General features: G+C 61.2%; 10 protein-coding genes. 7 read left to right on the top strand and 3 right to left on the bottom strand.

Going from position 1 to position 12,902, the window contains the following annotated elements:
* The first annotated feature begins 7 nt into the window (after positions 1–7).
* A complete protein-coding gene (locus tag IFJ82_RS13610; RefSeq protein WP_003617814.1) occupies positions 8–454 on the top strand; it encodes a DUF1489 family protein in 447 nt (148 codons plus the stop codon).
* Entirely contained in the window at positions 442–1,536 is a 1,095-nt protein-coding gene (locus IFJ82_RS13615; RefSeq protein WP_408887684.1) for a transglycosylase SLT domain-containing protein, read from the top strand. The genes IFJ82_RS13610 and IFJ82_RS13615 overlap by 13 nt, the downstream gene beginning before the upstream one ends.
* Here IFJ82_RS13615 and IFJ82_RS13620 read toward each other — a convergent pair.
* Complete coding sequence (locus IFJ82_RS13620) at positions 1,517–3,586, bottom strand: glycoside hydrolase family 3 C-terminal domain-containing protein (RefSeq protein WP_081380372.1); 2,070 nt, start codon at positions 3,584–3,586, stop codon at positions 1,517–1,519. The two genes, IFJ82_RS13615 and IFJ82_RS13620, sit on opposite strands and share 20 nt — an antisense overlap.
* A gap of 442 nt (positions 3,587–4,028) precedes the next feature.
* Between IFJ82_RS13620 and IFJ82_RS13625 the strand changes: the two genes are divergently transcribed.
* Genes IFJ82_RS13625 through holA form a run of 4 tightly spaced genes read left to right on the top strand, consistent with a single transcriptional unit; the run spans position 4,029 to position 9,035 of the window.
* The gene (locus IFJ82_RS13625) at positions 4,029–4,553 is read left to right on the top strand and encodes a DUF3576 domain-containing protein (protein WP_040511456.1); all 525 of its coding nucleotides are present in this window, start codon (positions 4,029–4,031) and stop codon (positions 4,551–4,553) included.
* A gap of 28 nt (positions 4,554–4,581) precedes the next feature.
* Positions 4,582–7,218, top strand: a complete 2,637-nt coding sequence (gene leuS / locus IFJ82_RS13630; protein ID WP_192264930.1) for a leucine--tRNA ligase — start codon at positions 4,582–4,584, stop codon at positions 7,216–7,218.
* The gene (locus IFJ82_RS13635; RefSeq protein WP_003617810.1) at positions 7,219–8,019 is read left to right on the top strand and encodes an LPS assembly lipoprotein LptE; all 801 of its coding nucleotides are present in this window, start codon (positions 7,219–7,221) and stop codon (positions 8,017–8,019) included.
* Positions 8,016–9,035: a DNA polymerase III subunit delta gene (gene holA, locus IFJ82_RS13640; protein ID WP_062808586.1), complete on the top strand. Its 1,020-nt coding sequence runs from the start codon at positions 8,016–8,018 to the stop codon at positions 9,033–9,035. Before IFJ82_RS13635 ends, holA begins: the two co-directional genes overlap by 4 nt.
* A 722-nt stretch (positions 9,036–9,757) precedes the next feature.
* Here holA and IFJ82_RS13645 read toward each other — a convergent pair.
* Both IFJ82_RS13645 and IFJ82_RS13650 read right to left on the bottom strand, forming a co-directional pair.
* Positions 9,758–10,783: an MYG1 family protein gene (locus IFJ82_RS13645; RefSeq protein WP_003617808.1), complete on the bottom strand. Its 1,026-nt coding sequence runs from the start codon at positions 10,781–10,783 to the stop codon at positions 9,758–9,760.
* 123 nt (positions 10,784–10,906) lie between these two features.
* Complete coding sequence (locus IFJ82_RS13650; RefSeq protein WP_192264932.1) at positions 10,907–11,464, bottom strand: methylated-DNA--[protein]-cysteine S-methyltransferase; 558 nt, start codon at positions 11,462–11,464, stop codon at positions 10,907–10,909.
* A 642-nt stretch (positions 11,465–12,106) separates the two neighbouring features.
* Between IFJ82_RS13650 and IFJ82_RS13655 the strand changes: the two genes are divergently transcribed.
* Positions 12,107–12,805, top strand: a complete 699-nt coding sequence (locus tag IFJ82_RS13655; RefSeq protein ID WP_192264934.1) for an aspartate/glutamate racemase family protein — start codon at positions 12,107–12,109, stop codon at positions 12,803–12,805.
* The last annotated feature ends 97 nt before the right edge of the window (positions 12,806–12,902 follow it).

Here is a 12,902-nt window from a genome sequence, read left to right on the forward strand (position 1 = left end):
GGCCAAGATGCTGCATATGGTCAAGCTGGCGGTGGGGGTCGGCAGCCTGCCTGAACTCGCCCTGCGCCAGCAGGTCGAACCCCCTGTGCCCCGCGACGGGCTTGATGGCACCACACCCGCCGGGCAGCCATGGCTGCGTACGCGCATGTTCCCCCGCCGCGCGCCAGAGATACTGGAAGGCGGGTCGCTTTACCGCGTGATCGCGGGGATGGTCATGTGCCGCCAGCGCATCACCGGCATCCGCCCCGATACACGCGATGACGGGGTGGCCTGCGCGCTGATCACGCTCGACCCGTTGATCGTGCCAGTCGTCCCGCGCAGCATGCGTCCCTTTCAGGGATGGCGGTACCTGCGTGCGGCCGACGCACCGGCCGACCTTGGCCATTTCGACCTTGATGGAGACACCCTGCCCGATGACATGCGTCGCGAACTGGCTGCGTTGTGCCTGATCTGACTTCTTCCGCCGCCATCCGCCCCCGCGTCATTTCCCCTGCCCTGCGCGCGACCGCGTTGATGGGATGCGCCGCACTGGTCCTGGCGGGCTGCGCCGCCACCCCGCGGGGGGGGACGTCACGCTATTCACGCTATTACCCCGCCAGCGGGGCCTACCGCGCGCCCGGACCAGCCGATGACCCGTGGAAGCCGTATATCGAGGAGGCATCGAACCGTTTTTCTGTGCCACAGCCATGGATCCGTGCCGTGATCCAGAAGGAATCGGGTGGCCATGAATATATGGACGGCCATCCCATCACCTCCGCCAGTGGCGCGATGGGGCTGATGCAGTTGATGGCCCCGACCTATAGTGACATGCAAAAGCGCAACCACCTTGGTTCGGACCCGTACGAACCGCGCAACAACATCCTTGCGGGGACCGCCTATATCCGCACACTGTATGGGCTGTATGGCGCACCGGGCTTCCTTGCGGCGTATAATGCAGGGATCGAACGGCTGAATGACTATCTGGAGGAAGGGCGTCCATTGCCCAGCCAGACCGTACGCTATCTGCGCATCATTACGCCCAACCTCGGCAATTCCGTGGCGTTGAGCGGCCCTCTTGCGATCTATGCCGGGCCGGGACAGCCTGTCACGCGCACACCCGTGGCACTTGGCGGACGCAACCAGCATGCCGTCTTGCAGTACGCAACCCTCAATCCGCCCGCACCGACATCGCATGCGGCACCGGCGTCAACGGCCTGCGCGCGCGATCCCGATGCGGCCTATGACCCTTCGGCACGCTGCACCGCCATGACGGTAACGGCCATATCAGGTACGGGCGTCAATTATGGCGCATGGAGCGTGCAGGTCGGCGCATTCTCCACCGAGGGGCAGGCACGTTTCGCCACAACCATGGCGCGACAGGGGGACTTCACCGCGTTGCAGGGCGCACGCAGCATGGTGATCCCCGTCACCAGTGCACGCGGCACACAGGTCTATCGCGCGCGACTGGCCGGATTGTCGGAAGCGGCGGCGGGCAAGGCGTGTTCCAGCCTGAAAAGCCAGGGGCTGCTGTGCATTGTCATTCGCCCTGGGATGTAGGGACTGGCAGGTTTTCAAGCGTTGCGGACACATGCAGCGCGGGCATGCGCACGCTGGCCTGATGTGTCAGCATGACCGACGACGCCCCCACCGCGAACGTATAGGTCCCCGCGGGAACCACCCAGCCGCCCGCGCCTGTATCCCACTGCCCCAGCAGGTGCGGGTCCACCGGGATGGCGACGCGGGTTGCATGGCCGGGTGTCAGCGCAATACTGCGCCACCCCACCAGGCGCTTGACGCCGCCAGCCTCCACCGGCGGGGTCAGGTACAGTTGCGCCACCGCACGGATCGGATGGTCGGACGTATCGGTCACTGTGAAGGTCGCACTCAGATGGGTCGCGTCCTCGCGGCTGACATGGACATCGCCATACGACACGCCGCCCGCGACCGACAGGCCATAGCCGAACGGAAACAGCGGGGCGATATGGGCGCGTTCGAACGCATTGTAATCGGCATAGGCCATGCCGGGGGGATACAGCCCGCCAGTAAAGGTCATGGGCAGGCGGCCCGAGAATTCACGCGTTCCCGTCAGCATCGCCGCAAGCGGGGCGGCATATTCCCCATGCCATGACCACGCCTGTATCACACTGTCCACCACATCCAGCCACGGCATCGCGCGGTCAGGGCTGTCGGACATCATGATGGTCACGACATGCCCGCCAAGGTCCGCAAGTGCGGTGATGAACGCATTGTCCGCATCACGATCCGTCAGCATCACGATACGCGCCGCCTGCGCGGCCTGTGGCGGGGGCGTGCCATCGGGGTTGACGACGGCCTGACTGACCTTCACCCCGTCATGCTGCAATGCCGCCGCAAGGGCCACAAGCGGTCCCTGCAACGCCTGTGTCGCCAGCAGCAGCACCTGCCCGCTGCGGTCATCAAGGGGCAGGACCTGGTTTTCGTTCTGCAACAGGACCATCCCCTCCGCCCCGACCTCGGCCATCAGTCCGTCCACCGACATCGGGCCAGATCCCGGGGGGGATTTCCTGTCACGGGTGAATGGCGGCGGATGGTCAAGGATGCCGGTACCATACAGCGACGTCAGGACATGCTGTGCCATCTGGTCAATGCGGGGGGGCTGGACCGCGCCCGTCGCAACCGCGCGGCGCAGGGGGGCGGCATACACCCCGTCCTCCACCCCTGGTGACTGTTCCATGTCCACGCCATCCGCCACGGCGGCGACAGGGCTGGCGTCCGCCCCCGACAGCGCACCGGGCATCGCCATGAGCATGCCGCCAAAATGCCACTGTTCACGCATGATGCCCGACAGACCGGACAGCGCGCCGCACACATGCATGCCGCCACATGCGATCGCCCCCCCATGCGCCGTACCCAGTGCGATGGACAGGCCCATCAGGCTGGTGCCCATATACTGATCCGCCGGGACAGGCAGCGTCGCGGGAAGGGCGACAACCCCGTCACCGCGTCCCTGTTCCTCCGCACGGAGCGAGGCGAAGACCGGCACCACATGCCCCACCATCAGGCCCGAAGCCACCATCCCCGCCATTGTTCCCGCAAGCATCGGGTCCTCGCCTGCCTGCAATCGCCCGGATGGCAGCAGGTCCACACCACCGACACGCACCATCGCCCGGCCACGCCCCCATTCGTCACGCGCCCGCACCATGCCCGCGCGATGGGCCAGCACCGGGTCCCAACTCGCGGCAAGGGCAAGGAAAGGCAGGTGCGGCATGGTGGGATCAGTGGGATGCGGGTCCGAAAAGCTGCCCATCCGCAAGGCGGGCAGGCCAAGGCGCGGCACACCCGGCCATGTCAGCAGTCCCGTGCCCTCGCCCGCCATGGCACCACCAAGCGGGGCGGGAAAGGCACGCAGGACCGACAGTTTTTCTTCGGGCCGCATGCGCGCGACCATATCCGCCGCCCGCGTCTGGGCCGATGAGGAAGGCGCAGTCGCCGCCCATGCGGACGGTGCAGGCCCCGGCACGGGAACAAATACGGGCACCATCGCCGCCGCCACGGCGACCGCCATCGTGCGCGGCGCGGCGCGGATCTGGGTATGGATGGCCTGCAGTCCCCTCGATATATGTCGCACTGCTCTTCCACACCTCCTGCCTTGCTGCACCCTGGCTGCCTTAACCCTGATCGCCTTACCCTGACTGCCTTACCCTGGTCGCCGCACTTTGGTCGCCTTAGCCCTGCGCCGCCACACGTTTCCGGGCCTGCGCCCGTGGCCCTCCCCTGCCCGTACGCAGGTCCTGCCGCCCCATGCACGGGGCGTCTGTCGATGCCATAAGTACTACCATCGACGCCCCGGCGCCATGGCCCACACCCATGCACCACCGGGCACGTCGTCACGATGGTGGCACAGAAAGTCGCCGCGTGACTTGGCGGGACCGGCGCGGCGGGATATGAAGGACGCACATCGATACAGGCAGGACCGTGGCCGTTCATCCGGACATATCGTGACGGGATGCGCGGCACACGGGGCCGAAATACCACATGCGGGGCCAATCCCCGGCGTCCATAGAGGCATCATGACCCTTCGTCCGCCAACTTCCGCCCTTCGCCCCCCCTCCCGCCGCGCCATGCGCATGGGGTTGCCGGTCCTGATGCTTGGCACGCTGCTTGGCGCGTGTTCGACAGGCCCGCATGACAGCACCGGCCTCGCCCGGCCCCAGAACAAGCTCCTGAAGGAAGACCGCGGGGCGACGGGGGGTAATGACCAACTGGAAAAAAGCGGCGTCAACGCCTATCTGTGGCGTGGGGCGATCGATACCCTGTCGTTCATGCCGTTCGCTTCCGCCGATGCGATCGGGGGGGTCATCCTGACGGACTGGTACACGCCACCCGCCACGCAGAACGAACGGTTCAAGATCACCTGCTTCATCCTGTCGAGCGACCTGCGCTCTGACGCCGTACGCGTTTCGGTGTTCCGCCAGGTGCTGCAGGACGGTCAGTGGACCGATACCCCCGTCGCCGCCAATACGGTGTCCGACATCACCTCCAAGATCCTGACCCGTGCGCGCCAACTGCGTGCCGATAACGGCCACAAGAACTAACTCCTCGCGCCCGGACCAGATGACCAAGATGACCGATTCCAAGACCCCCGCCGATACCGCCGCCGTCCCTGCCTATGACTTCGCCACCGCCGAGCCGCTGTGGCAGGCGCGATGGGAACAGAGCGGCGTCTTCGACGTGCCTGACGTGCCCCCCGCCGACCGGCCGAAATATTATGTGCTGGAAATGTTTCCCTACCCTTCGGGGCAGTTGCACATGGGCCATGTCCGCAATTATACGCTGGGCGATGTGGTTGCGCGTTACAAGCGTGCGCAGGGGTTCAGCGTGCTGCATCCGATGGGATGGGATGCATTCGGCCTGCCGGCGGAAAACGCCGCGCGGGAACGCGGGGTCCATCCGGGCAAATGGACGATGGACAACATCGCGGCCATGCGCACCACGCTCAAGCAGCTTGGCTTTTCCTTCAACTGGGACCGCGAGATCGCAACCTGCCTGCCTGAATATTACGGCAAGCAGCAGAAGCTGTTCCTTGACATGCTGGCAGCTGGCCTGGTGGAACGGCGTGAAAGCTGGGTCAACTGGGACCCGGTGGACAATACCGTACTGGCGAATGAACAGGTTGTGGACGGTCGTGGCTGGCGTTCAGGCGCACTGATCGAGCAGAAACAGCTTTCGCAATGGTTCCTGAAGATCACAAAATTCGCGCCGCAACTGCTTGATGGGCTGTCGCACCTGCCCCGCTGGCCCGAACGGGTCCGCACGATGCAGGAACGCTGGATCGGCCGGTCAGAGGGCGCGCGCGTGCGCTTTGGCCTGCATCAGCCACCGGCAGGATTCGACGTGGATCTTGATTCGGTGGAGGTGTTCACCACACGGCCTGATACGCTGTTCGGGATGTCGTTCCTCGCCATCGCGGCTGACCACCCGCTGGCGGCCAAGGTCGCGGCGAAAAATGCGCAAGCGGGTGAATTCATTGCGCAATGCCATCGCCTGGGCACGTCCGAAGAAGCCATCGAGACCGCGGAAAAGCGTGGTTTCGATACCGGCCTGCGCGTGTCGCATCCCTTCATGCCGGACAGGTCGTTCCCGGTCTGGATCGCAAATTTCGTCCTGATGGATTATGGAACGGGCGCCGTGTTCGGCTGCCCCTGCGGCGACCAGCGTGACCTTGATTTCGCCAACAAGTACCACCTGCCCTTCATTCCCGTCATCTTGCCGCACGATGCCGACCCACAGACCTTCGCCGTCACCGACAAGGCGACCGACGGACAGGGCACGCTGTTCAATTCCGCCTTTCTTGACGGCCTCGACATCGCAAGCGCCAAGAAAGAGGCGATCGCCCGCCTGGAAGGGTTGGGTGTGGGCCGTGGCGTGGTCAACTGGCGCCTGCGTGACTGGGGCATTTCCCGGCAACGTTACTGGGGCTGCCCCATCCCCATCATCCATTGTCAGACCTGTGGTGCGGTACCTGTCCCCGACGCGCAGCTTCCGGTGGTCCTGCCCGATGACGTGACGTTCGACCGTCCGGGCAACCCGCTTGAACATCACCCGACATGGAAGCATGTCGCCTGTCCCAGATGCGGCGCGCCCGCCACGCGCGAGACGGATACCTGCGACACATTCGTGGACAGTTCATGGTATTTCGCCCGCTTTACCGCCCCACACGCCCCACACCCCACCGTGGTCGCGGCGGCGGACGGGTGGTTGCCGGTGGACCAGTATATCGGCGGGATCGAACATGCGATCCTGCACCTGCTCTATGCACGTTTCTTTACCCGCGCGATGCATGAAACCGGGCACCTGAATGTTGATGAGCCGTTCGACGGATTGTTCACCCAAGGGATGGTCAACCACGAAAGCTATCGCGACGCGGCTGGCAACTGGCTCTATCCTGATGAGGTCGAACGCACGGGCACGGGGGCAACCCGCCGTGACACCGGTGACGCGGTCACGGTCGGCCGGGTCGAGAAGATGTCCAAATCCAAGCGCAACACCGTGGCGCCGATCACGATCATCGACCGTTTCGGCGCGGATACGGCACGCTGGTTCGTCCTGTCGGACAGCCCGCCGGAACGGGACATGGAATGGACGGAATCCGGTGTGGCCGGGGCCGCGCGTTTCCTGCAACGCCTGTTCCGCGTCGTGCGCGGTGTGGCGGCACAGGTCCCGGCCGACGCCCCCTGCCCCACGCAGGTTGCCAAACCCGCCGACACGCTGCGCCGCACGACCCACCGCACCATCGTGGCAGTGACAGAAGCCCTCGAAGGGTTCAGCCCCAATGTCGCGGTCGCGCGGCTGCATGAACTGACCAGTGCGCTGGCCGATGCGGAAAAGCACGCGGACGAAGACGGCGTCGCCTTTGCCCGGCGTGAGGCGGCCGGGGCGCTGGCGCTGTTGTGCGCACCGATGATCCCGCACCAGGCCGAAGCGATGATGACACTGCTGGAACCCGCAGGCAGGCCGGTGGTCGAACGCACATGGCCCAAGGCGCAGGAGGACCTGCTTGTCGCAAGCGAGGTCACGATCGCGGTGCAGATCATGGGCAAGCTGCGTGGCACGATCGCGGTGGCCCCCGACCTGCCCAAGGACGAGGTCATCGCCCGTGCGGAGGCCGAACCCAATGTCGCGCGCCTGCTGGAGGGCGCGCGGATCGTCAAACGCATTTACGTGCCGGGGCGGATCGTCAACCTTGTGATTGCGAAATAGATGATACGCCTTTCGTGTCGTCGCAGCGTATCGCCGCTTTTTGCGGCCGCATTTGTGGTCATGATGGGCGGGTGCGGTTTCTCGCCCATGTACCAGACGACAGGAAAGCATATCGGACCTGACGGCAAGGCCACGGTGACGGATGTGGCGGCCGAACTGCAACAGGTTTATGTGCCGCGCATCACGGAACGTTACGGCCAGCAGTTGCGACAGTTCCTGCAACAGGACCTTGGCGGGGCGGGGCCTGAAAACCCGACCCGCTACAGCCTGCGCATCCGCACCTACATGATGAACGAGGCGGTGGACATCCATTCGGATAATACCAGCGGGCGCACCCGCACCACTGCCTTCGCCCACTGGCAGCTTTATACCGTCAGCGCCAGCCCACGCCTGCTGGCCGAAGGGGATGCGAACATCATCGACGGCGTCAACAATACATATGAACAGTATTTCGCCCTGTCGCTGAACCTTGAGACCGTGCGCACCCGCGTGGCGAAGAACATGGCCGAACAGATTACCCAGCAGGTGGGGGTATGGTTCCGCACCCATGCCAAGCCCGCGACAGACGGGTCGGACGCGGAACAGAACCAGCCCCGCTTCATCGACCCCGACTCGATCGCCAACGCCAGCAGCAACAACCAGATGCCATCACAACGCCCCGGTGCGGACGGCCTGCCCGCACTGGCCACGGGGCGGTCGAATTCACAGCTGAATGACGAAAGCGACGTAGGCACCTCCGTCAGCGTCGGGAGCGACAGCCCCGATAATGTCAACATCGGTGGCAGCGGCACCAACCAGTGAAGATCAGCCCGCGCGCAATCGCCAGCACCCTGCGCGACCCGGGCGCGTGGCGTGTCATATTGCTGCATGGCGAAGATACCGGCCTGATCCGTGAACGCGCGACACAGGCGGCGCAGGTCATTACGCCCGAACTGGATGATCCATTCCGTGTCGCCATACTGGGTCGCGACGCGCATGACCGCATGGCGGAAGAATGCGCTGCACTGTCACTTGTCGGGGGGCGTCGTGTCGTTTGGGTGCGCGAGGCGCGTGATGGCCTGACGGGACCGGTCAAGGAGTGCCTGGCAGCCGATACGGACACATTGCTTATCATGGAGGCGCCAGGGCTGGAGTCCCGCTCCAAACTACGTGCCCTGCTGGAAAAAGCGCCGAACTGCGCCGCCATCGCCTGCTACCCCGAGGAAGGTCGCGCGCTTGAGGGCAGCATCCGCCAGATGCTCTTGGCCCTTGGGGTGGAGATTGATCCCGACGCGCTGTCATGGTTTGCGGAACGCGCCAGCCCGGACCGCGCCGCAACCCGTGCGGAGGTGGAAAAACTCTTCCTGTTCGCGGGACAGGGCGGGCGTCTGACACATGAAGACGTTCAGTCCTGCATTGGCGATGCCGCCAGCGTATCGCTTGAGGATGCGGCCTTTGCCGCAATGTCGGGCGACCGGGCGGGGGCCGACCTTGCGATCGAACGCGCGATGAGCACCGACCGCATGAACCCGATTGGCGCGGCACGCGCGCTGCTGTCGCATATCCACCGGCTGCGGCGTGTGCGTCTGGCGATGGATGCGGGACAGGGACGTGCGGACGCCATGTCCGCCCTGCGGCCACCGGTCTTTTTCAAACGCACGGAACAGTTTGGCCGTGCCGTCACGATATGGGATGCAGATGCCCTGATGCAGGCGGCCACATGGACACAGCAGCTTGAACTGGCCTGCAAGCAGACCGGCAGCCCAGATGTCGTGCTGTGCAAACGCCATATCGCACGCCTTGCCACACAGGCGCGGATTATGGCGCGGCAGCGCTAGGCGCATCATAAAACATCCCCCGACCCGACATGTTTTGCGGGGACATTTTCAGAAAATATAATATATTTTCAAAGAATTTCGAAAACCTTTACCAGCCTGGGCCATGTTGCAGCATGGGAGCGGGCATGGCGTTGCATATTGTACCGATGGGCATGGCCATATTGATACTTGCCCCCCCCCGGCCCCTCGGCTAGATATAACGGGTGTATGTCCGCGTAGCTCAGCAGGATAGAGCACAGGATTCCTGGTAGCAATTGGGCGTCACGACGGGAAACCACGTGGCGGATCTGCTCAAATTCGGGGAACGCTCTGGCAGGAATGCCGTGCCAATCCCGAGCCAAGCCCGGCCCCATGCCGGGAAGGTGTAGAGACTGGATGGGCAGCGCCTACCGACCCCCCTATGGTGGGTCCATGGCGAAGGGACAGTCCAGACCACGAACGCCATCGCATGATGGCGGCGGCGAAAGTCGAAGTGGGATGAATCCTGGGGCCGTGGGTTCGAATCCCGCCGCGGACACCAACATACCACCCCGCCGATAGTGACCGACCATCCTGCAAAAGATGGCAGGCAACGCAAAAGCCCCATCAGGCAACCATCGCATCCATCACGATGACGCCTGGGGCATCTTTTACAAAATCCCTGAAGCACGCCGCCTTTTTTCAAAAAGGCGGCGTCCGATAGCTTCTATGGTGCGTATCTGTGTCGTGTCTGTGCGCTGGCCTCATGCGCCCTTGTTCTGGGAGGCGTCGATTTCCAGCGCAAGGCGCGCCATCTCCAGCGCCCCTTCCCTGCTGCCTGCGCCACAGATGAAGCGTGCGGGATGGGCGAACACTGCATCCGCCACCCCTGACACCTTGGCCAGAGCCTCTCCATCAAGTCCGCGCCAGGCTTCAGGCAGAGAGACACGCTGCCCGAAATCACCCCGCACGGGAGGGACCGCCTTGACGTTCCAGCGGCCGGGCGCGGCGGGCGAGACAACATAGACGACAGGCAGGTCATGCTCGAAAATCACCTTTTCGGTCGGCATACCCGTCTCCATGACCAGAATACGCTTGTCCTGCGCATTCGCATACGCTTCGAGCACACGATCCGTTGCCTTCAGGCTGGCACGGACGCGATCGACCGTATTGACAAGATAACCCGCGACCGCGCACGCGGCATCGGCGAAGCCTACACTTTCACGCATCGCAGCTTCTTCGGGACCGTAAAGTTCCGCCGTGTCCCAGACGGGGCGGCAGGATGAAACGATATCCGCCAGCGACAGCTTCTCCAGCTTGACCACACCATTATCATCAAGGTCGATCGGCAGGACCAGTGATTTGTCAATCGCCTGCCAGATGATGGGCAGCGCCGCGTCATCCACTGGGGCCTTCAGGATATTGCGGATCGCGGCAATGCCATAATCCTTCCACAACAGGCCCGCCGCGCTATAGGGAGTGCCGTCCTCACGCAGGGGCTTGTCCTTCATATGGTGGTCATAACGTCCCTTTTGCGGGTCATAGATACCGCCGACGTCAAACACGATATCCGCCGCACGGATACGTTCGGGCGAACGCGTCCGGCCGAAATCCAGCCTGTCAGTCGGTACGGTCCCAAGGACGCGGCCGCGCAGGTCGCCATGGGGGGCAAGCGCGTAATGCAGGATGACATATCCCAGCGTCTCATCAACGTGAAAATTCCCCGAATGCGTCAGGGCTTTGACGGTTGCGGCCTCATTACCGAGGCCAACGGGGGTATAGTTTGACATATCAGGACCTACCAACAAACGGGAATGAATGGACGCCAGTGCCCCTCATGCCGCAAAGAGTATGGCAAGACAACCAGCGCCCCCGCATCCACATCCCCCATCGCCCGCCGCCATTCCCGGCCCTTACCGCGCGATGGCCGCCGCCGTGCCGGTGGCTTCACGCAGAATCAGTGCCTGTTTGCGCGCAACACCCCAGCGATAGCCTGACAAGGTGCCATCACTGCGCACGACACGATGGCAGGGAATGACCACCGCCAGCATATTCGCAGCACAGGCCCCCGCCACCGCCCGCACCGCCGAAGGTGTACCCAGCCGACGCGCGATTTCAGCATAGGTTACGGTCGTGCCCGGCGCGATGGCCTGCAAGGCCGCCCACACCCGTTTTTGAAACGCGGTGCCACCGATATCAAGAGGCAGGTCGAGTGCGTCCGACTCCCCGTCGATAAATGCCACCACATGCCGCAGATAGTCATTGGCGCAGGGATCGCCAAGCACAAGTTCCACCCCCACGAAGCGCGCACGCAGGTCATGCACCAATGCATCCGCGCCATCGCCCATCGCGATGGCCACCACGCCATTCGCCCCCGTCGCCAGCATGACCGTGCCCAGGGTACATTGCCCCACCGCCACGCCCAGCCGCCCTGTCGCGGCATTGCCCCTGTGGACCGGAACTGTCGTCATCGCCTGTTTTCCCCTGCATGGTAACAATGCTGCATATGTCCGACATTACACTGCCCCGCTGGAACGGACCACGGTGATCCTCAGGGGGATCGGTCAGGGGCAGAATGTGCAACAGGGCAAATATGGGACGCGGTCGGGCAATCTTGGGAATTATTTTTTGAAAATACAATGTATTTCAATGCTTTTCGCACAAACATTGTGCTCCTAAGCTTTTATGGTTTCCATAGGCTATCGGGGCTGGTTTTTGCAAAATATCTCCGATCAAACAGTCATTCCCTAAACTGCCCTCAGAGACCGTATTGAAAAGGTAAGTCCGATAGATTGTGAAATCGTAAAAGTTTTTGGTGAAGCTTTTTTCAAAAAGCTTCGAAAATACATCGCCTTTTTCGATCGAAAGGCAACAGAAAAAAATATTTTCCCATTGTTTATCAAAGATTTGTTTTTCAAACAGTCTCTCAGAGATTTCCGCCAAAGACGGGACGCATACCCCCATTAAAAGAGGGTTCGCAGGCCCAATGGCAATCGATTGGACATCGAGAAAAGGGCAGAAACCGCCTCCATTATCCCAAAGTATCCAAGGCTGACATCTATGCAGAAAAATTCTAGAGTTCGTGAAACGTTACATTGTCAGGAGATATTAAAATGAAAAAATTAGGATTGATTGGCGGAACAGGCCCTGAGTCCACAATAATTTATTATAAAAAGATAGTATATGGCGCCAATAAAATTGTAGGTGAAAACTTCTTTCCCAACATCAATATTGAAAGCCTAAATGTATTTGATGTTCTTAAATTCTGTTCAGAAAAAAACTATGATGGTTTAAGCCACTATATCATGAATGGCATTCGCAACCTTGAGGCAGCAGGATGCAACATCATATCACTGACCGGAAACACGCCACATATCGTTTTCGACACATTACGTACGAAATCTTCTGTCCCATTAGTCAGTATAATTGAAGCCACCCAAAAAGAAGCAAAAAAATTAGGGTATAAAAAAGTCGGGTTATTAGGAACGCGTTTCACCATGGAAGAAGATTTTTTCAAAAAACCCTTTCAGGAAGAAAAAATAGAAATATTTTCACCTCAAGGAGAAGATTTAGATTTCGTTGCAGATAAAATATCTCACGAATTAGAACATGGGATAATAAAAGAAGAAACAAAATGTGGATTTTTGAAAGTTATTGAAAATATGATCCACACTTATGACATAGAGGCAATTATATTAGGATGCACGGAATTACCACTTATTTTTGACAGCATGAACCTTACGATACCCTGTCTGGACACCTTGGAAATACATGCAAACGCACTTATTTCCGCAATGGAATTAGGCAATTAATCGAGATCAATATCTGACAATAAACAATATATTCACGAAAACCAGATTATATATAATTAATTCCATTCCATTGCAAACCAGCAGGCACAACATGCAT

This window comes from Novacetimonas hansenii, assembly GCF_014843995.1.
Lineage (GTDB): Bacteria > Pseudomonadota > Alphaproteobacteria > Acetobacterales > Acetobacteraceae > Novacetimonas > Novacetimonas hansenii.

Coding starts and splice junctions, on each gene's coding strand:
- IFJ82_RS13610 (WP_003617814.1), top strand. CDS start 8: ATGCTGCATATGGTCAAGCTGGCGGTGGGGGTCGGCAGCCTGCCTGAA.
- IFJ82_RS13645 (WP_003617808.1), bottom strand. CDS start 10,783: ATGTCAAACTATACCCCCGTTGGCCTCGGTAATGAGGCCGCAACCGTC.
- IFJ82_RS13625 (WP_040511456.1), top strand. CDS start 4,029: ATGACCCTTCGTCCGCCAACTTCCGCCCTTCGCCCCCCCTCCCGCCGC.
- leuS (WP_192264930.1), top strand. CDS start 4,582: ATGACCGATTCCAAGACCCCCGCCGATACCGCCGCCGTCCCTGCCTAT.
- IFJ82_RS13655 (WP_192264934.1), top strand. CDS start 12,107: ATGAAAAAATTAGGATTGATTGGCGGAACAGGCCCTGAGTCCACAATA.
- IFJ82_RS13635 (WP_003617810.1), top strand. CDS start 7,219: ATGATACGCCTTTCGTGTCGTCGCAGCGTATCGCCGCTTTTTGCGGCC.
- IFJ82_RS13650 (WP_192264932.1), bottom strand. CDS start 11,464: ATGACGACAGTTCCGGTCCACAGGGGCAATGCCGCGACAGGGCGGCTG.